At 68.4% G+C, this 24,204-nt stretch carries 26 protein-coding genes; 18 read left to right on the plus strand and 8 right to left on the minus strand.

Translation table 11 applies throughout. The features are described from left to right. The first annotated feature begins 235 nt into the window (after window positions 1–235). On the plus strand, window positions 236–511 hold the full coding sequence (locus H9Q09_RS11100) for a BrnT family toxin (RefSeq protein ID WP_187391264.1): 276 nt from the start codon (window positions 236–238) through the stop codon (window positions 509–511). Further along, window positions 462–752 (plus strand): BrnA antitoxin family protein, encoded by a 291-nt coding sequence (locus H9Q09_RS11105; RefSeq protein WP_187391083.1) that lies wholly within the window; start codon window positions 462–464, stop codon window positions 750–752. Before H9Q09_RS11100 ends, H9Q09_RS11105 begins: the two co-directional genes overlap by 50 nt. A 5-nt stretch (window positions 753–757) precedes the next feature. Here the strand turns inward: H9Q09_RS11105 and H9Q09_RS11110 are convergent, their stop codons facing one another. Then, on the minus strand, window positions 758–1,906 hold the full coding sequence (locus H9Q09_RS11110; protein WP_187391084.1) for an acyl-CoA dehydrogenase: 1,149 nt from the start codon (window positions 1,904–1,906) through the stop codon (window positions 758–760). A 100-nt stretch (window positions 1,907–2,006) separates the two neighbouring features. After that, complete coding sequence (pimC, locus tag H9Q09_RS11115; RefSeq protein ID WP_187391085.1) at window positions 2,007–3,212, minus strand: pimeloyl-CoA dehydrogenase large subunit; 1,206 nt, start codon at window positions 3,210–3,212, stop codon at window positions 2,007–2,009. A gap of 271 nt (window positions 3,213–3,483) precedes the next feature. Here pimC and H9Q09_RS11120 point away from each other — a divergent pair, with 271 nt between their 5' ends. The 6 genes from H9Q09_RS11120 to H9Q09_RS11145 all read left to right on the plus strand — a co-directional run bounded on the left by H9Q09_RS11120 (window position 3,484) and on the right by H9Q09_RS11145 (window position 8,862). Continuing rightward, entirely contained in the window at window positions 3,484–5,559 is a 2,076-nt protein-coding gene (locus H9Q09_RS11120; RefSeq protein WP_187391086.1) for a 3-hydroxyacyl-CoA dehydrogenase NAD-binding domain-containing protein, read from the plus strand. A 22-nt stretch (window positions 5,560–5,581) separates the two neighbouring features. Beyond that, complete coding sequence (locus H9Q09_RS11125; RefSeq protein ID WP_187391087.1) at window positions 5,582–6,388, plus strand: IclR family transcriptional regulator; 807 nt, start codon at window positions 5,582–5,584, stop codon at window positions 6,386–6,388. A gap of 159 nt (window positions 6,389–6,547) precedes the next feature. Next, on the plus strand, window positions 6,548–7,084 hold the full coding sequence (locus H9Q09_RS11130; protein WP_348646300.1) for an SRPBCC family protein: 537 nt from the start codon (window positions 6,548–6,550) through the stop codon (window positions 7,082–7,084). Beyond that, the gene (locus tag H9Q09_RS11135; protein WP_187391089.1) at window positions 7,084–8,046 is read left to right on the plus strand and encodes a beta-propeller fold lactonase family protein; all 963 of its coding nucleotides are present in this window, start codon (window positions 7,084–7,086) and stop codon (window positions 8,044–8,046) included. The genes H9Q09_RS11130 and H9Q09_RS11135 overlap by 1 nt, the downstream gene beginning before the upstream one ends. Window positions 8,047–8,103: 57 nt before the next feature. After that, the gene (locus H9Q09_RS11140; protein ID WP_187391280.1) at window positions 8,104–8,265 is read left to right on the plus strand and encodes a glycine zipper domain-containing protein; all 162 of its coding nucleotides are present in this window, start codon (window positions 8,104–8,106) and stop codon (window positions 8,263–8,265) included. A 144-nt stretch (window positions 8,266–8,409) separates the two neighbouring features. Further along, window positions 8,410–8,862, plus strand: a complete 453-nt coding sequence (locus tag H9Q09_RS11145) for a hypothetical protein (RefSeq protein ID WP_187391090.1) — start codon at window positions 8,410–8,412, stop codon at window positions 8,860–8,862. A gap of 77 nt (window positions 8,863–8,939) precedes the next feature. On the opposite strand, the gene H9Q09_RS11150 is transcribed toward H9Q09_RS11145, so the two are convergent. Next, window positions 8,940–9,830: a quinoprotein dehydrogenase-associated SoxYZ-like carrier gene (locus H9Q09_RS11150; protein WP_246716105.1), complete on the minus strand. Its 891-nt coding sequence runs from the start codon at window positions 9,828–9,830 to the stop codon at window positions 8,940–8,942. A gap of 121 nt (window positions 9,831–9,951) precedes the next feature. Further along, window positions 9,952–10,920, minus strand: coding sequence for a quinoprotein relay system zinc metallohydrolase 2 (locus H9Q09_RS11155; protein ID WP_187391092.1), 969 nt, complete (start codon window positions 10,918–10,920; stop codon window positions 9,952–9,954). A 221-nt stretch (window positions 10,921–11,141) separates the two neighbouring features. Here H9Q09_RS11155 and H9Q09_RS11160 point away from each other — a divergent pair, with 221 nt between their 5' ends. The 5 genes from H9Q09_RS11160 (at window position 11,142) to H9Q09_RS11180 (ending at window position 15,917) form a co-directional block, all read left to right on the plus strand. Continuing rightward, window positions 11,142–11,351 carry a hypothetical protein gene (locus tag H9Q09_RS11160; protein ID WP_187391093.1) on the plus strand — a complete coding sequence of 70 codons (210 nt, stop codon included), beginning with the start codon at window positions 11,142–11,144 and terminating at the stop codon, window positions 11,349–11,351. Between the two features lie 217 nt (window positions 11,352–11,568). Continuing rightward, window positions 11,569–13,416, plus strand: coding sequence for a methanol/ethanol family PQQ-dependent dehydrogenase (locus H9Q09_RS11165; RefSeq protein ID WP_187391094.1), 1,848 nt, complete (start codon window positions 11,569–11,571; stop codon window positions 13,414–13,416). 180 nt (window positions 13,417–13,596) lie between these two features. Then, window positions 13,597–14,331, plus strand: coding sequence for a c-type cytochrome (locus H9Q09_RS11170; RefSeq protein WP_246716106.1), 735 nt, complete (start codon window positions 13,597–13,599; stop codon window positions 14,329–14,331). Between the two features lie 57 nt (window positions 14,332–14,388). Beyond that, the gene (locus H9Q09_RS11175; RefSeq protein WP_246716119.1) at window positions 14,389–15,297 is read left to right on the plus strand and encodes a substrate-binding domain-containing protein; all 909 of its coding nucleotides are present in this window, start codon (window positions 14,389–14,391) and stop codon (window positions 15,295–15,297) included. Window positions 15,298–15,314: 17 nt separating this feature from the next. Further along, window positions 15,315–15,917, plus strand: coding sequence for a rhodanese-like domain-containing protein (locus H9Q09_RS11180; RefSeq protein ID WP_210315321.1), 603 nt, complete (start codon window positions 15,315–15,317; stop codon window positions 15,915–15,917). A gap of 37 nt (window positions 15,918–15,954) precedes the next feature. On the opposite strand, the gene H9Q09_RS11185 is transcribed toward H9Q09_RS11180, so the two are convergent. The 4 genes from H9Q09_RS11185 to H9Q09_RS11200 form a co-directional block, all read right to left on the minus strand. Beyond that, the gene (locus H9Q09_RS11185; RefSeq protein ID WP_169513619.1) at window positions 15,955–16,131 is read right to left on the minus strand and encodes a hypothetical protein; all 177 of its coding nucleotides are present in this window, start codon (window positions 16,129–16,131) and stop codon (window positions 15,955–15,957) included. A gap of 96 nt (window positions 16,132–16,227) precedes the next feature. Continuing rightward, window positions 16,228–16,857 (minus strand): response regulator transcription factor, encoded by a 630-nt coding sequence (locus tag H9Q09_RS11190; protein ID WP_009210883.1) that lies wholly within the window; start codon window positions 16,855–16,857, stop codon window positions 16,228–16,230. Then, window positions 16,854–18,218: a histidine kinase gene (locus H9Q09_RS11195; protein ID WP_187391097.1), complete on the minus strand. Its 1,365-nt coding sequence runs from the start codon at window positions 18,216–18,218 to the stop codon at window positions 16,854–16,856. Before H9Q09_RS11195 ends, H9Q09_RS11190 begins: the two co-directional genes overlap by 4 nt. A 128-nt stretch (window positions 18,219–18,346) precedes the next feature. Next, the gene (locus H9Q09_RS11200; RefSeq protein ID WP_246716107.1) at window positions 18,347–19,600 is read right to left on the minus strand and encodes an ABC transporter substrate-binding protein; all 1,254 of its coding nucleotides are present in this window, start codon (window positions 19,598–19,600) and stop codon (window positions 18,347–18,349) included. A 135-nt stretch (window positions 19,601–19,735) separates the two neighbouring features. On the opposite strand from H9Q09_RS11200, the gene H9Q09_RS11205 reads away from it, so the two are divergent. From H9Q09_RS11205 to H9Q09_RS11225, 5 genes are all read left to right on the plus strand, one after another. Beyond that, window positions 19,736–20,284 carry a DUF3280 domain-containing protein gene (locus tag H9Q09_RS11205; RefSeq protein WP_244495372.1) on the plus strand — a complete coding sequence of 183 codons (549 nt, stop codon included), beginning with the start codon at window positions 19,736–19,738 and terminating at the stop codon, window positions 20,282–20,284. Then, window positions 20,281–21,345 (plus strand): (5-formylfuran-3-yl)methyl phosphate synthase, encoded by a 1,065-nt coding sequence (locus tag H9Q09_RS11210; protein ID WP_187391098.1) that lies wholly within the window; start codon window positions 20,281–20,283, stop codon window positions 21,343–21,345. The genes H9Q09_RS11205 and H9Q09_RS11210 overlap by 4 nt, the downstream gene beginning before the upstream one ends. A 101-nt stretch (window positions 21,346–21,446) precedes the next feature. Further along, window positions 21,447–22,088, plus strand: a complete 642-nt coding sequence (locus tag H9Q09_RS11215) for an amino acid kinase (protein WP_348646301.1) — start codon at window positions 21,447–21,449, stop codon at window positions 22,086–22,088. Between the two features lie 91 nt (window positions 22,089–22,179). Next, a complete protein-coding gene (locus H9Q09_RS11220; RefSeq protein WP_187391100.1) occupies window positions 22,180–23,586 on the plus strand; it encodes a DUF6513 domain-containing protein in 1,407 nt (468 codons plus the stop codon). A 34-nt stretch (window positions 23,587–23,620) separates the two neighbouring features. Then, window positions 23,621–24,196 (plus strand): DUF447 domain-containing protein, encoded by a 576-nt coding sequence (locus H9Q09_RS11225; RefSeq protein WP_187391101.1) that lies wholly within the window; start codon window positions 23,621–23,623, stop codon window positions 24,194–24,196. Window positions 24,197–24,204 lie beyond the last annotated feature (8 nt).

The raw sequence follows: 24,204 nt of genomic DNA on the forward strand, positions 1-24,204 counted from the left end.
CGCCCGCAAGCTCCTCGTCACGCTCAACGTGGCAATCCGAACCGGAGAATATCAGCCGCGCCCAGCCACCCCTTGACGCATACTCACACAGTTGCTCGGGCTTGACCCGAGGACCCATGCCTCAGCGTTGAAATCGCGCGACCGCGAACGGCATTGACCGCAACCACGTCGATCACCGGACGCGCTCCGGACGTTGCTCGCGCGAATAAACGTCGCTACATTAATTCATGTGTAGATCAGCTGCGACCCGGCGAAACGCGCGCGGACACTTCGCGAACGCGGCCTCGATTTCTTCGACGCGGCGCAGGCTTTCGCGGGGCGAACGCTGACGCTCGCCGACGACCGGCGCGACTATGGCGAACCCCGGTTCCAGACCTACGGCACCCTGGGCGGCCGGATCGTGATGATCGTCTGGACGCCGCGCGGCGAGATCCGCCACGTGATTTCGATGAGGCATTGCCATGACCGTGAAGCCCGAAGAGTCCGCAGCCGCCTGGAGCGATCCCGATGATGCGCCGGAATGGTCCGATGCCATGCTGGACCGTGCCGAACTCGCCGACGGCGACCGGGTGATCCGCCCCGCGGCCGGCACCGTCACGCGCGGCCGCGGCCGTCCCCCGTCCCGCGACCCCAAGACCCGGCTGACGCTCAGGCTCGATCCCGAGATCGTCCGGTACTTCCGCGCGACGGGGCCCGGCTGGCAATCCCGGATCAACGCCGCGTTGAAAGAGGTCGTGCGCCGAGACGGCTGAGCCCGCTACAGCGCGGCGAGGCCGCCGTTTTCGCCCAGCCGCTCCAGATGGTGGTCGGCGTCGCCGAAGGCGAGGTCGATCATGGCGAGGCGCTTCATGTGGTGGCCGACCTCGTATTCCATGGTGACGCCGACGCCGCCGTGAAGCTGCACGGCGCTCTCGCGGATGAACTTGGCCGAGCGGCCGATCTGCACCTTGGCGGCGGAGATCGCCTCGCGCCGGGTGGCGGCGTCGGGCTCGGAGGCGTTCATCGTGGCGTAGAGCATCATCGAGCGGGCCTGCTCCAGCGCCATGTACATCTCGGCGCCGCGATGCTGCAACACCTGGAAGCCGCCGATCGGCACGCCGAACTGCTTGCGCTCCTTCAGATAGGCGATGGTCAGTTCGTGCATGCGCTGCATCGACCCGACGGCCTCGGCGCAGAGCGCGGCGATGGTCTCGTCGATCACCCGTTCGACGATCGGCAGCGCGCCCGCCGGATCGCCGAGGACGTTCTCGGCAGGCACAGATACGCGGTCGAAGGTCAGCTCGGCGGCCCGCATGCCGTCCTGCGTCGGGTAGCCCCGGCGCGACAGGCCCGGCGCATCGGCGGGCACCAGGAACAGGCCGAGGCCCGAGCGGTCACCGGCAGCCCCGCCGGTGCGGGCGAGGACCACGAAGCCGTCGGCGCTGTCGCCGTGCAGCACCAGCGACTTCTCGCCGGTCAGCGTGTAGCCGTCCCCGGACGACGTCGCCGCCATGGCCGCTGCGGCCGGGTCGTAGCGCATGCTCCGCTCGGCAAAGGCGAAGGCGAGGCGCGTCGAGCCGTCGGCAAGACCCGGCACCCATGCGGCGCGCTGTGCGGCCGATCCGGCATGGCGGATCGCGCCGCCGGCCATGACCACCGAGGCGAGATAGGGCTCGACCACGAGGCCGCGGCCGAAGGCCTCCATGACGATCATCGTCTCGACCGGGCCGCCGCCGAAACCGCCATCGTCCTCGGCGAAGGGCACCGCCGTCAGGCCGAGCTCGGCGAAGGCGGACCACATGGCCGGGCTGAAGCCGGGCTCCTCGGCGCGGTAGCGCCCGCGCTGCTCGAAGCCGTAGCGGTCCTGGATCAGCCGTTCGACCGAATCGCGGATCATGGTCTGTTCGTCGGAAAGGTCGAAATCCATTGCGTGGCGTCCTGCTGCTGGCGGGGCCGGCGGCGCGATCGCGCGCCTGAGCCGGCGAATGAGGGAAGGCGAAGGGCCGGCGCGGCGGGCGCCGGCGCGATCAGAGGCCGAGGATCGCCTTGGCGATGATGCTCTTCTGGATCTCGTTGGAGCCGCCGTAGATCGACACCTTGCGGTAGTTGAAATAGGCGGGCGCCAGCGAGGCGGCGTAATCCGGTCCGACCGGCGGCTCGTTGCGGCCGTCCTCGCGCTCCGCCTCGTAGGGCAGGGCATAGGGGCCGATCGCCTCCATCAGGAGCTCGGTCGTCGCCTGCTGCAGTTCCGAGCCCTTGATCTTCAGGATCGAAGAGGCGGGATCGGGCTTGCCGTCATGGCCGCGCTTGGCTTCCGCCGAAACGACGCGCAGCTGGGTCATCTCCAGCGCCTTCAGCTCGATCTCGACGGCGGCGACCTTCTCGCGGAACCGGCGGTTCTCCCAGACCGGTGTCTGGCCGGCAAACTCCAGCCGGGCGATCTCCTTCAGGCGGCGGATCCGCTCCTTGGAGCCGCCGACCCGGGCGATGCCGACGCGCTCGTGGCCGAGCAGGAACTTGGCGTAGTCCCAGCCCTTGTTCTCCTCGCCGACGAGGTTCTCGACCGGGACTCGCACGTCGTCGAAGAACACCTCGTTGACCTCATGGCCGCCGTCGATGGTCTGGATCGGCCGCACGGTGACGCCGGGCGTCGTCATGTCGATGAGCAGGAAGGAGATGCCCATCTGCTTCTTCGGCGCGTCGGGATCGGTGCGCACCAGGCAGAAGATCCAGTCGGCATGCTGGCCGAGGGTCGTCCAGGTCTTCTGGCCGTTGACGACGTAATGGTCGCCATCGCGCACGGCGCGGGTCGTCAGGCTGGCGAGGTCGGAGCCGGCGCCCGGCTCGGAGAAGCCCTGGCACCACCAGTCGTCGAGATTGGCGATGCGCGGCAGGTACTTCGCCTTCTGGGCCTCGTTGCCGAAGGTGTAGATCACCGGGGCGACCATGTTGTGGCCGAAGGGCAGCATCTGCGGCGCCGGGGCCTGCTGCATCTCGTCCTGGAAGATGTACTGCTGGATCGGCGACCAGCCGGTGCCGCCATGTTCGACCGGCCAGTGGGGCACCGACCAGCCCTTGGCGTTGAGGATGCGGGTCCAGCGCACCATGCCGTCCTTCGACACGTGGCGGCCGTCGCGCAGCGCCGCCGTCACGTCGGCCGGCACATTCTCGCGGATGAAGCTGCGGACCTCGTTGCGGAACGCGACCTCTTCGTCGGTGAAGCGAAGGTCCATCTGTGTCCATCCTTGTCGGTGAAGGGCGATGCGGGGGCAGGCGGACGCCGCGGGCCTCGTCTCCGGCCCCTCATGGAGCAGAACCGGCCCTGCGATCCGCGCCCCGGATTCCGCATCGTGGAATTCGGTTTTGCAATTGCCGCAAGGTAGAAATCGCCCTAGCCTCTGTCAACGACGACGCGGCGCTCCCGTCCGGGCAGTTTGCCGCCCCCCGCAACCCCGGCTGCCTTCTCCGCAGGGCCCGGCCCGCCAGCTATTCCAGGACAGTTTCATGACGACAATCAATCCCGCCACGACGCTGGACGTCGAGGGAGAGATCGCAGTGCTGACGCTCGACAACCCGCCGGTCAACGCGCTGTCGCACATCCTGCGCGAAGGCGTCGCCGCGGGGCTCGAGGCCGCTGCCGCGGACCCGGCGGTCAAGGCCATCGTCCTGATCTGTGCCGGCCGCACCTTCATCGCCGGGGCCGACATCAAGGAGTTCGGCAAGCCGATCGCGGCGCCCACGCTGCAGGATCTACAGGACCAGATCGAGGCCCTCGACAAGCCGGTGATCGCGGCGCTGCACGGCACGGCGCTCGGCGGCGGGCTGGAGCTGGCGCTGGCCTGCCATTACCGAATCGCCTCGCCCTCGGCCAAGGTCGGCCTGCCCGAGATCAAGCTGGGCATCATCCCCGGTGCCGGCGGCACCCAGCGTCTGCCGCGGCTGGTCGGCCTGCCCCGTGCCCTCGACATGATCCTCACCGGCACGCCGGTCGGCGCGGCGAGCGCGGTGACCCTCGGCATCGTCGACGAACTGGCGGCCGGCGACCTGCGCGCCGAGGCGCTGCGCTTCGCCAACAAGATCCTCGCCGAAGGCCGGCCGCTGCGCCGGATTCGGGACGAAGCGCAGCGTCTCGACGGCGAGGATGTAGAGGCGGCCCTTGCCGGCGCGCGCGAGCGCCATGGCCGCAAGATGCGCGGCTTCGAGAGCTTCGAGAAGGCGATGGAGGCCGTCGCCAATGCCGCCCGCCTGCCCTTCGACGAAGGGCTGGCCCGCGAGCGCGAGATCTTCGTCGAACTCCTGGGCGGCACCCAGTCCAAGGCCCAGCGCTATGTCTTCGGCGCCACCCGGGCCGTCGCCAAGATCGCCGACATTCCCGCCGACACGCCGACGCGACAAATCGACCGCGTCGGCGTCATCGGCGCCGGCACCATGGGCGGTGGCATCGCCATGAATTTCCTGTCGGCGGGTATTCCCGTCACCATCGTCGAGCAGGCCCAGGCGGCCCTCGACCGCGGCACCGGTACCATCGCCAAGAACTACGCCGCCTCGGTCCGGCGGGGCCGCATCCGCGCGGAGGACGCCGAAAAGGCCAACGCCCTCCTGACGCCGTCGCTGGAATTTGGCGATCTGGCCGATTGCGACCTGATCATCGAGGCGGCCTTCGAGGAGATGGCGGTCAAGAAGGAGATCTTCACGCGCCTCGACGCGATCGCCAGGGACGGTGCGATCCTCGCCTCCAACACCTCCTATCTCGACATCGACGAGATCGCGTCGGTGACGAAGCGGCCGGCGGACGTGCTCGGCATGCACTTCTTTTCGCCCGCCAACATCATGAAGCTCCTGGAGGTCGTGCGGGGCCGCGAGACCGCCAAGGACGTCATCGCCACGGCGATGAAGATCGGCCGCGACATCGGCAAGACCGCGGTGCTCGTCGGCGTCTGCCACGGCTTCGTCGGCAACCGCATGCTGTCCGCCCGCCAGCGCGAGGCCAACAAGCTGATCCTGGAAGGCGCGATGCCCTGGGACGTCGACCGGGTGCTGACCGATTTCGGCCTGCCGATGGGGCCGTTCCAGATGGCCGATCTCGCCGGGCTCGATCTCGGCTGGAACCGCGAGACGTCGAAGGGCGAGACCATCCGCGAAAGGCTCTGCGAGGCCGATCGCCGGGGCCAGAAGACCTCGGCCGGGTTCTATGACTATGACGAGAACCGCAAGGGCTCGCCCTCGGCCATGGTCGAGGAGGTCATCCTCACAAAGTCGCGCGAGGAGGGCTTCGAGCGCCGCGCCATCGGCGACGACGAGATCCTCGAACGGCTGGTCTATCCGATGATCAACGAGGGGGCGAAGATCCTCGAGGAGGGGATCGCCCAGCGCGCCTCGGACATCGATGTGGTGTGGATCAACGGCTATGGCTGGCCGGTCTATCGCGGCGGACCGATGTTCACCGCCGACACGATCGGGCCGGACGTGATCCTCGACAAGATGCGCGAATTCGAGGCCCGCTTTGGCGAGGACTTCACCCCGGCGCCGATGCTGGAGCGGATCGTGCGCGAGGGCGGCTCCTTCACCGGCGCCGCCTGAGAACGCGGCGGAGGGCCCGGCGATGCGCAGGCGGGACGCGGACGCAACGGCAGAGCGACCAGCGCTGGAGGACGATCCCGGCATGGTCACCGCGCTGGTGCGCGGCCTCGACGTCCTGCGCTCGTTCCGCCGCGACGACGGCGCGCTCGGCAACCAGGAGATCGCCCGGCGCACTGGCCTGCCCAAGGCGACCGTGTCGCGCCTCACCTACACGCTGAGCCGCCTCGGCTATCTCGTGCATCTGCCCGAATCGGCGAATTACCGGCTGGGGCCGGGCGCGCTCGCCCTCGGCTTCGCGACGCTCGGCTCGCTCGGGGTGCGCGACGTGGCCCGGCCCTTCATGCAGGCGCTGGCCGACGAAACCCAGTGCACGGTCGCCCTGGCGACCCGCGACGGCATGGCGATGCTCTATGTCGAGGCCTGCCGGGGATCGAGCGCCATCCGGGTCGATCTCGACGTCGGCAGCCATCTGAAGCTCGCGACCTCGGCCATCGGGCGGGCCTATCTCGCCGGCCTGCCGGACCGCGATCGCGCCGATCTGATGGCGAAGCTGGCGGCCCGCGAGGGCGAGGCATGGCCGGCGATGGAGGCGGGGATCGCCGCGGCGCTCGAGGATTTCCGCGAGCTGGGCTTCGTCGTCTCGGCCGGCGACTGGAAGCGCGAGGTCAATGCCGTCGGCGTGCCGCTGGCCATCGGTACCGGCGGTCTCGCCTTTGCGCTGAATTGCGGCGGCCCGGCCTTCGTGCTGCCGGCCGAGCGGCTGCGCAGCGACGTCGGGCCGAAGCTGAAACGCACGGCGGAAGCGGTGCGTGGCGCGCTGGGACTGTAGCCGTGCCACGCCGCCGGCCTTCGCGATGCGCATAGGAAAATCGTCGCGCCCGGGACGAAGTCCCTTTTCCTTCCAGCGCGATGGCAATAGGTTTCGCCGCAATCCGCGTCGGTTTTGGGCACCGGACCGGTCGGTCACACTCAATGGGAGACCCCGATCGTGGCAGCACGCATCATCAGCTTCATCGTCGCGCTTTTCGTCCTGCCGGGACTGGCCCTCGCGCATGGCCCGACCCGCCAGAAGGCGAGCGAAACCGTCACGATCGACGCAGCACCGGACAAGGTCTGGGCCAAGATCGCCGAGTTCGGCGACATATCCTGGCATCCGCGCATCGCCATGACCGACGCCCCGAAGGGCAACGAGAAGGGCTCGATCCGCACCCTCGGCTTCACCGACGGCGGCATGATGGAGGAGGAGCTGTCGAAATACGACGCGACCAAGATGAGCTACTCGACCTTCATCGGCCATGTGAATGTCGATCTGCTGCCGGCGACGAACTACTCCTCCACCATCACCGTCAAGCCGGCCAAGGACGGCGCCGGGTCCGAGGTGCAGTGGCGCGCCGCCTTCTATCGCGGCTATCCGAACAACGATCCGCCGGCCGAGCTCAACGACGAAGCCGCCGTGGAAGGGGTCACCGCCTATATCCGCGAGGGTCTCGACAATCTGAAGGCGACCGTCGAATCGGGCTCCTGATGCGGCGCGTCGCGGCGATCGGGGCGAAGGCGGCCTTCGCCGCCGCGCTGCTCTGGTCGCTGCCGGCCGCGGCCGGCGACATGGCCTATGTGACCAGCCAGGAGGCGGGAGAACTCGCCTTCGTCGATCTCGACGCCATGGCGGTGACGAAGACCATCGCCGTGACCGGCAAGCCGGCGGGGATCGCGGTTTCCACCGATGGCCGCCGCGCCTATGTCTCGCGACCCGAGGACAAGGCGATCAGCATCGTCGACACCGCAAGCGGCGAGATGATCGGCGAGATCGCCACCGGCGGCGGGCCGCTCGGCATCGCGGTGCATCCGTCCGGCGCGCCGGTCTATGTCGCCGACTGGTTTTCCCATTCGCTGCTGGTTCTCGATCCCGGGACGCGCAAGGTGGTGGGGTCCTTCGAGACCGGGGAATCGCCATCCGGCGTCGCCGTCAGCGCCGACGGCAAGATGGTCGTCACCGCCGACCGCGATTCCGACCAGGTCTCCTTCATCGATACGGAAACCGGCGCGGCCATCGCCCGCGTTGCGGTCGGCGAGCGGCCCTTCGGCGTCACCATCTCGCCGGATGGCAAGAGGGTCTATGCTGCCAATGTCGGCAGCGACGACGTCAGCATCATCGATGTGGCGACCCATGCGGTGACGTCCACGGTCCCGGTCGGTTCGCACCCCTATGCGGTGGCCGAAAGCCGCGGCAAGGTGTTCGTCACCGACCAGTATGGCAGCACCGTCACCGTCTTCGATGCGGCGACCGGCAAACGTCTGGAGCAACTGGAAACCGGCGAATATCCCGAAGGCATTGATGTCGGCAGCGACGGGCGCTTCGTCTATGTCGCCAACTGGTTCGACAACACGCTGTCGAAGATCGATGCCGGCACGCTGGAGGTGGTCGGCAGCGTCGAGGTCGGCGACGGCCCGCGCGCCTTCGGGGAGTTCATCGGCAAGGCGCCCTGACGATATCACATCATGGCCAGACTCTTGCGCCAGATTCCCGCGCGAAGGAGACATGCCATGACGGACAATCGCTATGGCGGCATCGTTTTCGGTGCCGCAATCGGAACCGGATTGGGGGCGCTGCTCGGCGCCTTCGTCCTGGACAATGTGGCGCTCGGCATCGCTGTCGGGATCGCGATCGGGGCCGGCTTCGGCAATATGATCGGGCGGCATTTCTAGACGGCCGCCGTGCTGCGACGCCAAGCCGGCGAGAGCGACCGGGAGGGGCGCCCATGCGGCACTGGGTGGCATTAGGCGGTATAAGGCAGGCGGGAGTTTGGTCCCGCCCGCCGGGTAGGGAACGGGAAATCGGGAGGAACCAGGATGGGACGAATCAACGCGCTGGGGCAGGGGCTGGCGACGGCTTTGGTCGCCGCCGGCCTTGCGGCGCTCGCGACCCTGCCGGCCGCCGCGCAGTCGCCGCAGCCACCCCAGGTGATCGTCGGCGAAGCCGGATCGGCCAAGGTGCCGGTCACCGGCAGCGTGCCGAACGCCGCCACCGCCGATTATCCGACGACCGCGACCGCCGACTACGTGTTCGGCTGCATGTCGAGCAACGGCAACACCCGCACCGCATTGGAGCAGTGTTCCTGCTCCTTCGACGTGGTTGCGACGCTGCTGCCCTACCAGCGCTACATCGATGCCTCGACCTATCTCTCGATGGGGCAGGTCACCGGCGAGAAGGGCGTGCTGTTCCGCTCCAGCGCCGACGCCAAGGCGACGGTCGCCGACCTGCGCCGGGCCCAGGCCGAAGCCGAGATTCGCTGCTTCAACTGATGGGGAAAGTCTGTCCCGTCCTGCGAAGGCTGGCGGCTTCACACCAGCCTTGCAGTCTGGCTACGCTCGGGCCGTGATCAGGACTGGCCGGCGGTGAAGGTCTGTTCGAAGACATTGCCCTCGGTGTCGGTGGCCTTCGCATGGAAGGGCAGCGCCGGATCGCCCGCATAGTCGAAGCGGAAGCTCGGATCTTCCGAGATCGAGATGCCGCCGGTCATAGAGAACAGCGGCTCGCCGCCATGGGTGACGGCCAGTTCCGAGACGAAATGCGCCGGGATGTAGAGTAGCGTCACCTGGTCCTTCTGCAGCCCGGAATTGTTCGGGTGGCGGATCATCAGCTGCGCCTCGTGGCGTTCGGTGTCGGCTGCGTCCTCGGCTGCCGCGAACTGCCGCAGCTTCATCTGGCCCATCTGGCGGGCCGCGACTTCCGGGTCCTTGGCCGCCGGCGCCGCACAGCCGCCCGCCGCCTTCACGAACTGCTTCGTCACATAGAGCGTGCCGTCCGCCGCCTCGGCCACGGCGTGGATGTCGGTATAGGCATTCACCCGCACGCGGGTGGACAGCTCGGTGAGACCGGCGCCCGGCGCGATCTCGAAGGTGGCCGCCACCGGGGCGGGATTTTCGTCGATGACCAGGGTGACGCGGCGAATGTCGCGGGCCGGATCGAGCGTCAGCTTGATCGGCACGATGGCCGGGTCGGTCGCCCGGGCCGGCGCGTCCAGCGCGATCGCGTCGCTGCCCTCGACCAGCTCCCGGTCGCCGAAGAGGTCGCCCTTCAGACCCGGCCAGGCCGAATCCGCCGCTGCCGCGATCTCTTCCGGCGATGCCGCCCACGCAGTGCTGCCGGCGGAAAAGGCGCCGAAGGCCGCGGCCAGTCCGAGCGTCACGACGCCGCCGAGCCGGGCCGCGCGACCCGCTCTGGTCGCCGATGTCGAATGCGGCAACGCCCCGAATAGAGCCTTCGGCATGAGAACCTCCCGGTTGTGTCCTGCGAGTGCCCGTTCGCCTGCGGTCAATCTGACCGCCGGTGGCCCCGACGGCAAGGCCGGCACCGATCAACACTTGACGATCAGCGACCGCCGGGCGCCGTCACTCCCATTCGAGTTCGGCAAAACCGGCGGTGGCGTTGCGGGCATTGAAGGCGTCGAACACCTCCCACCGGCCAGCCTCGCCTGCGCCCGCCGTCTCCACCGCTTCGGACAACGGCACGCCGGCGGCGATGGCCGCGCGCAGGTCAGCGGCGAGGGCCTCGAGATAGGCCGTCTCGGCCTCGATCGCCTGCGGCCACGGCGCGCTGGCGGGGCCATGGCCGGGCACGACCCGCTCGGCGGGCAGGTCGCGAAGGTCGGCGATCCGGGCGAGCCAGCCCTTCAGCGAGCCATCCAGCACCGGCACATGCGCCATGAACACCAGGTCGCCGGCAAACAGCGTGCCGGTCTGTTCGTCGAAGACGGTCAGATCGTTGTCCGTATGAGCCGTCGGCCAGGCGCGCAGTTCGAGGACGCGTCCGCCGAGATCGAGGCGGCGCGTGTCGGCCACCGTCTCGTCAGGCAGGGTGACCGTCACCGCCTCGGTCGCTTCGGGGCCGAGCTGTTCGCGCATCGACGTTCTGTAGTGCTCGGAGCGTGCCCCGAGGGCGGCCGGCAGCTTGGCGTGGCCGATGATCGTCGCGCCCGCGGCCGCGAAGACCTGGTTTCCGAACACATGGTCGGGATGCATGTGGGTATTGATCAAATAGCGGACCGGCTTGTCGGTCACGGCGCGGATCGCCGCCAGCGCGGCCTCGCCATCGGCGACGCTGCCGCCGCTGTCGATCATCGCGACGGAATCCGGGCCGACGATGAAGCCGAGATTGGCGATGGCGCCGTGATTGTCCGGCGTGGTTTCGGCAACCAGCCCGGCCCGCACATGAATGCCCGGCGCGATCTCCTCGTAGCCGGGCGCCGATTCGCCGGCGGATGGCAGGGGCGCGGTCAGAAACAGTATCGAAGCGAGCAGCGCCGCCGGTAGCCGGCGCAGGGGGGAGGGCGAGGTCCAGATCATCCCGGTATCAGGCACGCGGCGATGCCGCAGGGCAAGCGCGCCGCCGCTTCAACTGGACGTGACGCGGCGGTCCTCGCCCGGCCGTTCGACGACCACGCCGGTCGATAAACCTTGACCATGCGCCGTTGATCGCAGCGCCGAGCGAGATGATTCCGGCGTTTCGACCATTGGCTGTCCTGCCACTTTAGTATCACGCGTGAATTGCCGACGGCGCACAGCGTCATTCCCCGATCGGGTTGCAGAACATCCGGGCGGTCCTGCGGCGCCTCGTCGCGACTTTCGGCGCTTCGGACAGTATATCGCGTAAAAACAACGGTATTTCGTCGGCTTATGCGCCGAATGGCGAGATGATCGAGGCGCTTTCACTGCAATGCACCCAGGAAATGCTGCAGCGCACACAGGAAAAGTGGCATTCGGCGCTTGCGCAGGAAAATTTCCCGAACTAGCATCCTTCCATGGTTTCCGGCTTCAAGGTCGCAGTGTTGGGAGCGCTGCGAATCTCGAAGGCCACGGTAGGGCGTTGATCAACGGTGCCCACCAAGACCCCTATTGGCGGTCGTGACACGCTGCCGGAAACCTTCCCCCGACGCTACCGATGGTTCGACGTATGTCGGCAATCCTGCCGCCAGCCGTCGCCGGCACAGTTCCTTGGGAGGACAGTGAATGTTGAAGCTCATCACGAAGGCTGCACTTGCATCCAGCCTGCTCGTTGGTATCGGAGGCACTGCCTTCGCCAACGAGAAACTGCAGGAACTGCAGGGCGATGCCACGCAGTGGGTCATGCCGACCGGCAACTACGCCAACCAGCGCTATTCGACGCTCGACAAGATCAACAAGGACAATGTTGGCGACATGGTCCCGGCCTGGACCTTCTCGACCGGCGTGCTGCGCGGTCACGAGGGCAACCCGCTGGTCGTCGGCGACATGATGTATGTCCACACGCCGTTCCCCAACATGGTCTACGCTCTCGATCTGTCCGATGACGCGTCGATCACCTGGAAGTATGAGCCGAAGCAGGACCCCAACGTCATTCCGGTGATGTGCTGCGACACCGTCAACCGCGGCGTTGCCTATGCCCCGGCGCAGGGTGACGGCGGCCAGGACCTGGTCATCCTCCACCAGGCCGACACCACCGTCGTGGCGCTCGACGCCAAGACCGGCGAGCAGGTCTGGTCCGTCCAGAACGGCGACCCGTCCAAGGGCGAGACCGGCACGGCCGCACCGATGGTCTTCAAGGACAAGGTGCTGATCGGCATTTCCGGCGGCGAGTTCGGCGTACGTGGCTCGGTCACCGCCTACAATCTCTCCGACGGCAAGCAGGCATGGCGTGCCTACTCGACCGGTCCGGACGACGAGATGCTGTTCGACCCCGAGAAGACCATGGCGCTCGGCGAGCCGGTGGGCGCCGATTCCTCGCTCAACAGCTGGGAAGGCGACCAGTGGCAGATCGGTGGCGGCACCACCTGGGGCTGGTTCGCCTATGATCCGGATCTGAACCTGATCTACTACGGCACCGGCAACCCCTCGACCTGGAACCCGGCCCAGCGCCCGGGCGACAACAAATGGTCGATGACCATCATGGCCCGCGATGCCGACAGCGGCATGGCCAAGTGGGTCTACCAGATGACCCCGCATGACGAGTGGGACTTCGACGGCGTCAACGAGATGATCCTCGCCGACATCGACGTCGACGGTTCCGAGCGCAAGGCGCTCGTCCACTTCGACCGCAACGGTTTCGCCTACACCCTCGACCGCGAGACCGGCGAGCTTCTGGTGGCCAAGAAGTACGACCCGGCCGTCAACTGGGCGACGGAAGTCGTCATGGACAAGGAGTCCGACCAGTACGGCCGTCCGCAGGTTGTCGCCGAATACTCGACCGAGCAGAACGGCGAAGACGTGAACTCGACCGGCATCTGCCCGGCCGCACTCGGCACCAAGGACCAGCAGCCGGCGGCCTACTCGCCGGAGACCAAGCTGTTCTACGTGCCGACCAACCACGTCTGCATGGACTACGAGCCGTTCCGCGTGGCCTACACCGCCGGACAGCCTTACGTCGGTGCGACCCTGTCGATGTACCCGGCGCCGAACAGCCATGGCGGCATGGGCAACTTCATCGCCTGGGACGCCGGCAAGGGTGAGATCGTCTGGTCGCTGCCCGAGCAGTTCTCGGTGTGGTCCGGCGCGCTGGCGACCGCGGGCGACATCGTCTTCTACGGCACGCTCGAGGGTTACCTGAAGGCGGTGGACGCACAGACGGGCGAGGAACTCTACAAGTTCAAGACCCCGTCGGGCATCATCGGCAACGTGATGACCTACGAGAACGACGGCAAGCAGTATGTCGGCATCCTGTCCGGCATCGGCGGCTGGGCCGGCATCGGCCTGGCGGCAGGCCTCACCGATCCCAACGCCGGTCTCGGCGCGGTCGGCGGCTATGCAGCCCTGTCCAAGTACACCGCGCTCGGTGGTCAGCTGACGGTCTTCACCGTCCCGGACCAGACCGCGAGCAAGTAAGCTGACAAGGGGCCTCGCTCTGAACAGGGCGGGGCCCTCCGCATGACTGGAGGGCCCGTCGTCAGGCATCGACCTCGACCTCGGGCCTTCGCTTTTGGGAGGGGAGGGTGCGCGACATCCGCGCGCATCGTCCGAAGCTCGGGCCGCTTGAGTGGCCCGGTTGTCAACATGAGGCCTTGAATGAACAGCAAGTTGATCGCGATCATGGGCGCCGCCCTCCTGTCGGCCAGCACCCTGGCCATCGCCCAGGACAGTGGCACCACGGTCGTTCCCGCCGGCGAAGCGGCGCCTGCCGCAGCAGCGCCGGCCGCGGAGACAGGCGGTGCCGCCGCGGCGACCGCAACGGCCGCGCCCGCCGCCGCCGACAAGGCCCCCGAGGCGGCTGCCGCCGAGACGGCCCCGGTTAGCGGCGATGCCGAAATGGCATCCGCCGAGCACATGAAGCCCGACGCCCATCCGTCCAAGGATACGGCCACCGAAGGCAATGCGCCGACGGAAGGCGATCTCGGCAAGAATGCCGATCCGGCCGGCAACCCGACCTATGTCGTCGCACCCGACGGGAAGGTCGATTGGTACGCCTGGCGCGGCTACAAGAAATACATGGCCAATTGCATGCAGTGCCACGGCCCGGACGGCATGGGCTCGTCCTTCGCCCCCAACCTGGCGGAGTCCCTGCAGGACCTGACCTATTACGATTATGCCGGCATCGTCGTCGGCGGCCAGCAGAACAAATGGAGCGCCGGCAACTCCATCATGCCGGCCTGGGGCGAGGATCCCAACGTGATGTGCTCGCTGGACTCGATCTACATCTACCTGCGGGGCCGCGCCGACGGCACCATCGGGCGGGGCGAGCCCAAGCGGATCGCCAACAACAAGGAGGCCCAGCAGGAAGAGTACGACTGTCTGGGATTTTAAGGCATGACAGCAGTGTCGAGGACATCTGCCGGCATCGCGAGCGTTCTGGCGCTCGCGATGTCGTTTCCGGCAGCGGCGCAGGATCGCGAGTTCGGCGGCGAGATCGAACTCGTCGATCCGAACGTCCTGCGGGTCTGCGCCGACCCGAACAACATGCCCTTCTCCAACCAGGCCGAACAGGGCATGGAGCAGGCGATCGCCGAGCTTCTGGCCGACAAGCTCGACCGCGAGGACGTGAGCTATTCCTACTTCCCGCAGGCCACGGGCTTCGTGCGGATGACGCTCGGCTCCAATCTCTGCGACGTGATCATCAGCTACCCGCAGGGTGACGAGCTCGTCCAGAACACCAACGCCTATTACCGCACCTCCTACGCGCTGGTCTATCCGAAGGATGGCGCCCTCGCGGGGGTGACGACGATCGCCGACCCCAAGCTCAAGGACAAGCGGATCGGCATCGTCGCCGGCACGCCGCCGGCCACCTATCTCGCCCGCGCCGGGCTGATCGGCCGGGCCAAGCCCTACCAGTTGATGATCGACACGCGGGTCGACAATTCCGCCAAGTCGATGATCGACGATCTCGGCACCGGCGACATCGACGCGGCCGTGCTCTGGGGGCCGATGGCCGGCTATTACGCCAAGCTCGCCGATGCCGATTACACCGTCGTGCCGCTGGTGGCAGAAGGTCCGGGCCCGGCTCTGGCCTATCGCATCACCATGGGCGTGCGGGCTTCCGACCAGGAATGGAAGCGCACGCTCAACCGGGCGATCCGCGACTATCAGGGCGAGATCAACGAGATCCTGCTGGCCTATGGCGTGCCGCTGCTCGACGAGGCGGACGAGCCGATCCTGTCGCAATCCGGCAAGACCGCCCAGGACCTGCCGCTGCCGCAAGGGGCACAGGCTGCCGACGTGACGGCTCCGGCGGACGCGACGGACACCGCGGCCAGTCCCGAGCCGAAGGGGTGACCCGCCCAGGCCCGGCCATGCGGCGGATCATCCCGGCGCTGGCCTGGCTGGTGCTGGCGGTCGGCGGTGTAAGCCTCACGAGTCACGGGCAGGGCGGTTCCTCTGCCCATGCGCAGACGGCGGCAGTGGACGGCGCCGCGGTTCCTGAGCCCGAAGACTACCGCACCGAAGCCTACCGGGCGCCGGTACCCGCGACCCTTGCCGGCGGCACCGTCATCGATACCGCGACGGCGGAGCGCCTGCACGGCGAGGGCGTGCCCTTCGTCGACGTGCTGCCGCGTCCGCCCCGGCCGGACCTGCCGGCGGGCACCTTGTGGCGCGAACGCGCCCGCAACGACATTCCGGGCTCGCTCTGGCTGGTGGATACCGGCTATGGCGCGCTGACGCCGGCAATGGAGGCCTATCTCCTCGACGGCCTCGCCACGGCGACCGGGGGCGACAAGAGCCGCCCGCTCGTCATCTATTGCGATCGCGATTGCTGGATGAGCTACAACGCCGCCAAGCGCGCGATCCGCGCCGGCTATGAGGCCGTTTACTGGTATCCCGACGGCGTCCAGGGCTGGGCAGAGGCGGGCAACGATTTGGCCGCCAACCGGCCGGAGCCGCGACCGGACGAGTAGCGCCGGGCAGCGGCGCCCCGCCGGGACGAACGGCCGCTCAGAAGCGCCGGCGCGTGCGCCGTACGAAGATGTAGCCGGCGACGCCCGCCGCGACGATCGCGACCACCACGAAGAGGACCAGCATCGCCGCCGCGCCGAGGAGCGCGCCGAACGTGTCCCAGAAACCGATCTGGGCAATCAGGATGGCGATCAGGACGATCAGCAGGAGCGGCATGGCGGTTCCTTCTTGGGCTGCGGCAAGGGGCCGGTCCAAGGACTGCCCCGCGCATTCCGATGCGTCAAGCGGTCGTCGGAGTTTCGCGTCCGCCGGTCAGCGATTGAGCATCCGGCCACCCTTCGTCTCTATGGCGAAGCGGACGAGATCGGATGTCCGTTCGACGCCGAGCTTCTCCTTGATCCGCGTCGAAGTGTTGGCGATCGTCTTGTAGGCGACGCCCAACCCCTCGGCGATCTCAGTCAGGCTTTTGCCCTCGCCCAGCATGTGCAGGATCTGCAATTCACGCCGTGTCAGGTCGTCGGGCCCGGCGCCGCGTCCCGCATGGGTCGCCATCAGCGCCGCGGTCTCGCTGTCGACATAGGGCTCGTTCTTCAGCGCCATCTCGATCGCCTCGACCAGTTCGTCTGACGGCGCGCTCTTGGCGACGTAGCCGAGCGCGCCCTCGCGCCGCGCCGAGGCGGCATAGACGATGTCGGAATACATGGAGAACACGACGATCCGGGCCTTGGGGTCGTCGGCGCGCAGCCGTCGCAGGACGTCGAGACCGCTGCCGTTCTTCAGGTTGATGTCGAGGACGACGACGTCGGGCCGCAGGCGGCGGAACTCGGCCAGCGCCTCGGACGGGGTCTCCGCCTCGCCGATTTCGCTGACCTCCAGCGTTTCCACCAGGCGCCGGACGCCGTCCCGCACCACCGTATGATCGTCGACGATCAGTATCTTCATGACGTCTCCTGCCTGTCGTCGCCGTCGATATGGGGGCCGGTCCCGCGCGGCAGCGGCACCCAGCCTTCGAGCCGGACCCCCGGGGGCAGGGGCACCTGCGCGATGTCGAGACGCCCGCCGACCGCCTCGACCCGTTCGCGCATGCCGATCAGCCCGAAGCCGCCGGCCGTGCCCGTCGCGGGCAGGCCGCCGCCATCGTCGACCACCGAAAATTCCAGCCGTCGTGCGCGGGTCTCGAGCCGGATGGCGATGCGGCTCGGGTGACCATGGCGAAGCGCATTGTGCACCGCTTCGCGCACCGCGCGCAGCACCAGCACCTCCAGCGTGCCGCCCCAGTCGCCGTCTTCCAGCGTCGCGGTGATGGCGATGTCGGGATGGCGGCGGGACAGGTCGGCGACGAGATCCTCGATCGACGCCTTGAGGCCGAGGCCGGGCATCAGGCCGGGCCGCAGATCGGTGAGGATGCGGCGCACTTCCTGACGGGCGCGATGGGCGGCCGACTTGATGTCCTCGGCCCGCGACGCGATCGTTTCGCCGCCATCGAGCTTGGCCGACGCCCGGCGGATCGCCGAGGCGTCGACGTCGATGACGAAGAGCAGCGGGCCGATCTCGTCGTGCAGATCGCGCGCCAGTTCGGCGCGCTCCTCGTCCTGCAGCAGCAGCAATTGCTCGGAGAGCCGGCGGTTGCGCGCCGAAATCTCGTCGAGACGCCTCGCCATGTCGTTGCAGCCCGCGCCCAGCGCCCGCATCTCCGGCGGGCCGGCGGGAGCCAGATCGATATCGTAGTCGCCGCCGCCGATCCGGGCGAAGGCCGCCTGGATGTCGGCGAGGGGGCGCAGGGCCCGGTCGGCGACGACCCAGATGGCGGCAAAGGCGATCAGCAGGAACGCGATCAGGATGGCGAGGCTGGTGGCAAGGTCCATCCAGCTGCTGGCCAGTTCGTTGCGCGGGTCGATGGAAACGACCGCCGCCGTCATCGGCAGCGCGCTGCCCGACAGCGGCATGATGATCGTCGAGGGTGGCGGCGCCAGAAAATCGACGAACCATTCGGGCAGGCCGCCATAGGCCTCGGCCGGCTGCGAGGCGGCGCGCACCGCACCGGTGGCATCGATCAGCATCATCTGGACATGGCGGTCGCCGTTGAAGGCGCGCACGAAGCTGGCCAGCTCGCCCTGCGTGTCGCGGGAGGCGGGCAGTTCGGCGATCAGCTGGGCGACCCGGTTGGAGGCGACGGTGCGCGCGGCGGTCAGCTCGGCTTCGATGTTGGACGAGGCCTGCCGAAAGCCCAGAAGGCCGCCGATCACCAGGATGGCGAGGAAGGCGGCGGTGAGCGTGGCGGCAAGGCGGGCTTTCAGGGACAAGGCGGCCGATCGTTGCGGTGACGGGAAGGCGGGCCCGGCGGCTGTGTCGCCCGCGGCCCGGATCGCGTTCATTCAGACGCGCTGGCGTGGTCGCCCGTCAAGGGCGGCCGCGCCGATGATCCGTCGCGCTAGCCGCCGAAATCGCAGGCCGTCTCCGGCTCGTCGATGCCCAGCGTATCGAGTTCGGAGACCTGATGCAGGAAGCCTTCCTGCGGCGACGACGACACCACCGAGGCCTCGGTGCCGAGGAGCACCGGCTGGCGGAGTTGCCAGTCCCAGTCGCGGAAGGTTAGGCGCTGGCCCTTGAAGGCGGCGACGGTGAAGTCGGGGCTCTTGATGAAGGCGTCGATCGTCGCCGGATCGACCGACTGGGTGCGCGAGGCGGCTTCGCCGATGACCCGCACCGCGGTCCAGGCCTGCATGTCCTTGGATTCCATCCGCCGGCCGGCGGCGTCCACGAAGCGGTTCTGGATCTGCGCGCCACCCCATTGCTCGCTGGCCGGATGCCAGGAGCCGGGGGTCAGGCCCGCGGTGCCGGCCACCGGACGGGGAATCCAGTTGCGCCAGGGCACATAGCTGCCGAACACCTCACTCTCGTCGGCGACCAGCAGCACGTCGTGATCGGGCAGATCCTGCAGGAAGACCGGGATCTGGCGCTGCACCAGCGCCTGGCCGGAATCGGTGGCCCGGGCGCCGCCCTTGTCCTCGAACAGCTTCTCGGCGACGATCTTGCCGCCGAACTTGGTGGCCGAACGCTTCAGCGCGTCGGCGAATTTCTGGTCGTCGGGATGTTCGCCGGCCACCAGCGCCCATTCGCGCCACTGCTTCCACATCAGATATTGCGCCAGCCCGTCGGTGAGCATGGCCCGCGAGGGGGCGGTGTGCAGCATGTTGGGACGGCAGTCCGCGCCGCGCAGGCTGTCGTCCGTGGCGCCGGCGTTCAAGACCAGCGCATCGGCCGCGGCCGCCAGCTCCGCCACCGCCAGCGTGTCGGGGCCGGACAGGTCGGTGACGATGTAATGGACGCCGGCGTCCAGCATGGTCCGGGCCGCCGCGGCCACGTCCTCGCCCGGCTTCAGCGTCACCACGTCCATGGTGAAGTTCTGGCCCATAAAGGAGCCGGTCGTGTTGTTGTCGGCGATCCCCACCTCGGCGCCGGCGACGCCGATATCCTCCGGCGGAATGTTGAGCACCGAGAGGGCCAGGGTCGGCTCCCAGGTCCTGAGATAGCCGAGCTTGACGATCTGGGCCGCTTCGGTTGCCGGGGTAGCCGCCTGGGTTGCCGGCTCGGCAGCCGGCTCCTGCGCCTGTGCCGCGCCGGCCATCACCAGCATCAGGGCAGCGGCCCCCGTCAGCGCGCGTGCCATCGCCGTCTTCGACATGATCTGCCTCCCATTCCCCCGGCGGGCTCCCACCCGCCTCCCGCGCACCCCCTGCGAAAATCGTTTGCTCCACAGGCTCAGGGCGTTAGTTCTAGCGCCAGCGCGGTGGGCATCGCGTTCCACGGAGAAGCGAGAGTGTTCGTCCTACCATTGTTTCCCCAAGGCCGCGCGCCAAGGCAAGGCAGAGTTTTTCCCGTTGTCGCCTTCCTTCTGGCGCTGGCACTGCCCGCCGCAGCCGCCGACAGGACCGTCGCCATCTTCGACTTCGAACTGATCGATTCCAGCCTCGAAGGCTCGATGATGGGTGAGAACGCCGACGAGCAGGCCCGGCTGGACCGTCTGGCACCGGACCTGCGCGAGGCAATCGCGGCGCTGCCCGGCTACAGCGTCGTCGACATCGCGCCGGTGCGCGAACGGGCGAAGAAGCAGTATCTGCAGAGTTGCGGGAATTGCAGCCAGACCTTCGCCCGCGAGATCGGCGCCGACATCGCGGTCACCGGCACGGTGCAGAAGGTCTCCAACCTGATCCTCAACATCAACGCCTATGCCTTCGATGCCGAGACCGGCGAGGCGATCGCCCGCGGCAGCGCCGACATCCGCTCCAATACCGACCAGAGCTGGCAGCGCGGTATCGACTACCTCTGGGAAAACGTCCTCGAGACGCAGTTCGAGGCCGCACGTTGATCAGGCTTCTGGCGAGCGTCACCGGGCCGCACGAAGCCGGCATCGTCCTCGAGGGCGGCGCCGATCTCGTCGACCTGAAGGACCCGGCAAAGGGCGCGCTCGGCGCCGTCTCGCCGCAGGTGCTTGCCGAGACCATGGACATGGTCGCCGGCCGCAGGCCGGTGTCGGCCGTCGCCGGCGACCTGCCCATGCTGCCGGACACGGTGCGCGAGGCGGTCGAAGCCCGCGCCGCCGCCGATTTCGTCAAGATCGGCCTGTTTCCGGCCAGCCGCGACGCGCGCCTCGCGGTGATCGAGGCGCTGCGGCCGCTGGCGGACCGCACCGGGCTCATCGCCGTGTTCTTCGCCGATGGCGAGCCGGATTTCAGCCTGTTGCCGGTGCTGGCGGAGGCCGGCTTCAGGGGCGCGATGATCGACACGATCGGCAAGTCCAGCGGCCGGCTGATGGCGCATCTGTCCATGACTGCGCTCGCCGACTTCGTGCGGAATGCGCGCGACCTCGGCCTCATGAGCGGACTGGCCGGATCGCTGGAGCCGCCGGACGTGCCGCGCCTTGCCGTCCTGCGGCCCGACTATCTCGGCTTTCGCGGCGCGCTGACGACGGGCGCCCGCGATGCGCCGGTGGATATTGCCGCCGTGCGCACCATTCGGGCGCTGCTGCCGGCGACCGAGGAAGCCGCCCATGGCGTCGAGCCGGTCGCCGGTCGCGGCGATCGCATCCTGGTGCGCGATTTTATCGTGCCGATGGAGATCGGCGCCTATAATCACGAGCGCGGCCGGACCCAGAAGGTGCGTTTCTCGGTCGAGGCCGAGATCGCCCCGATCGGCGCCGATGCGCGGTCGATGGCCGACATCTATTCCTACGACCTGATCCTCGACGCCGTCCGCGCGCTCGCCGCTCGCGGCCACACCGATCTGGTCGAGACGCTGGCGGTGGAGCTGGCCGAAACGGTGCTGGCCGACGCCCGCATCCGCGAGGTGACGGTGCGGGTCGAAAAGCTCGGACTCGGGCCCGAGGCCGTCGGCATCGAACTGACGCGCCGCCGCGCCGGCGGACGCTGAACCGGGCTCCGATCCAAGAATCTCGCGGGGCGGGTGGCATGGCCGGGCGCGCCGTGACACGGTGGCCGCGTGAATGGCAGAGCGTTGCAGGGGGCAGCTTCGTGGACAACATCCTGGTCGTGAAGTTCGGAGGCAGCTATGCGACCACGCCCGATCTCCTGCGCTGGCTGAAGGCGATCGAGGCGACCCGGATGCCGGTGGTGATCGTGCCGGGCGGCGGCCCCTTCGCCGAGGCGGTGCGGCGCTACCAGCCGCGCATCGGCTTCGACGACGCGACCGCCCATGAGATGGCGATCCTGGCCATGGAGCAGTTCGGCCTGGCGCTGGTCGGCCTCGGCAGCCGTCTGGTGCGGGCGAGCGACGATGCCGGCATCACGGCGGCGCTGGAGCGCGGCGACATCCCCGTCTGGATGCCGCGGCAGATGGCGCTGGCAGCGCCGGAGATCGACCGGGACTGGTCCGTCACCTCCGACAGTCTCGCCGCCTGGCTTGCCGCTCATATCCCCGGCGCGCGCCTCTGCCTGATCAAGCAGATCGACCTGCCGGACGATTCCACCCTTGCGGCGCTGGCTGGCGCCGAAATCGTCGACGAGGCGTTTTCGCGGGTCCTGGGCGAGGCGACGGATTTGTATGTCGCCGGCCCCGCCGACCTGTCGGCGGCCGGCATCAATCTCGGCGAGGGGACGATCCCCGGACGCCGGATCCTGCGGCAGCCGGCGCCGGCCGCCTCGGCCCCGGCCTGAGACGACGCCCATGTCACGATCCAAGGCGTCTGCGTCGCATGCGTTGCTTCGGCGCTTCCCATCCGTCCTGCATTGGCCGACATAACCGGCCATGGCGAAGGAAACCCTGCTCTTTCTGACTGGTCATCTGGCGCGTCCGCGGCTCGAACGCGTGCTGACGGGGCTCGGCGAGACCGATTTCGACTGGGCGATCGCCGATATCGGCGTGAAGGTCGCGGCGCTGGCCACCGGCGACATCATCGAGCGTCGACTCGCGCGGCCCGTCGCGGCCGACAGGGTGATCCTGCCGGGTCGCTGCCGCGCCGATCTCGATCGCCTGTCGGAAAGTTTCGGCGTGCCGTTCCAGCGCGGTCCGGATGAGCTGGCCGACCTGCCGGCCTTTCTCGGCCGCAAGGGCACGCCGCCGGATCTGTCGCGCCACGACATGCGCATCTTCGCCGAGATCGTCGATGCCTCGGCGCTGACGATCGAGGACATCGTCGGGCGCGCCGAGGCGATGCGTGCGGCCGGGGCGGACGTGATCGATCTCGGCTGCCTGCCCGACACGCCTTTCGATCATCTGGAGGCGGCCGTTCGCGCGCTGAAGGCGGCCGGCCACCGGGTGAGCGTCGATTCCGCCAATCCCGACGAACTCGCGCGGGGCACGCGCGCCGGCGCCGACTTCCTGCTGAGCCTCACCGAAGAGACCCTCGATATCGCCCGCGAAGGCGATGCCGTGCCGATCCTGGTGCCGGCGCGGCCCCATGATTTTGCCTCGCTGGAACGCGCCATCACGCGCGCCCGCGAGATGGGCATCGCCGTCATCGCCGACCCGATCCTCGACCCGATCCATTTCGGCTTCGCCGCCTCGCTGGTGCGTTATCACCGGCTGCGCGAAGCCCATCCCGATGTCGAGATCCTGATGGGGACGGGCAACCTCACCGAGCTGACCGACGCCGATACCTCCGGCATCACCGCGACCCTGCTCGGCATCTGTTCGGAACTGGCGATCCGCAACCTCCTGGTCGTACATGTCAGCCCGCATACGCGGCGCACGGTCGAGGAACACGACGCGGCGCGGCGCATGATGTTCGCCGCCCGCGCCGACGGCGCCCTGCCGCGCGGCTATTCCGGCGCGCTGCTGCAGGTCCACGACGTGAAGCCCCATGCCGCGACGCCTGAGGAACTGGCCGAGCAGGCGGCGACGATCCGCGACCGCAATTACCGCATCGAGACGGCGGCCGACGGCGTCCATCTCTACAATCGCGACACCCATGTCGTTCAGACCGACGCCTTCGAGTTCTTCCCCGAACTGGAGGTCGCGGGCGACACCGGCCACGCCTTCTATCTCGGCGCCGAACTGCAGAAGGCCGAGATCGCCTGGCGGCTCGGCAAGCGCTATGCGCAGGACACGCCGCTCGACTTCGGCGTCGCCGCGCCGCGGCGCGAGGAGGACCGCACCCGGCTGGAGGAAGCCGGCCATACGCTGAAGGCGAAGAAGCAGACCCCGTCCGGCTGACGGGCCGACAGAGACAACGCGCGAGAGACCGACGATGCCCTATATCCGCGAGACAATCCTGACCACGGCCTCGGCCGACGGCGTGGTGCATATCGCGCCGCTCGGCATCATCCAGGATGGCGACGGCTGGGTGATCGCGCCGTTCCGGCCCTCGACGACCCTTGCCAATATCGAGGCGACGGGCGTCGCGGTCGTCAATTACACCGACGAGGCGAAGATCTTCGCCGGCTGCCTGACCGGCCGCCGCGACTGGCCGCTGGCCCCGGTTGAGGGCTGCGCCGTGCCGCGGCTGGAGGCGGCCCTCAGCCACGACGTGCTCGAAGTCGTCTCGGTGACCGGCGACGACATCCGCCCGCGTTTCCACTGCCGTGTCGCCTCGTCCGGCCAGCATCGGCCGTTCCTCGGCATGAACCGCGCCAAGGCCGCCGTGCTGGAGGCCGCCATTCTCGTCAGCCGGCTCAAGATGTTGCCGACAGAGAAGATCGAGGACGAGATCGCCTATCTGAAGATCGCCATCGACAAGACGGCGGGACCGGACGAGGAGCAGGCCTGGTACTGGCTTCTGGAAAAGGTCATCGCCCATCTGGCCGAGGTCGAGCCGACCGCCTGAGCCTTCGC

The organism is Aurantimonas sp. DM33-3 (assembly GCF_014334315.1).
Classification (GTDB): domain Bacteria; phylum Pseudomonadota; class Alphaproteobacteria; order Rhizobiales; family Rhizobiaceae; genus Aurantimonas; species Aurantimonas coralicida.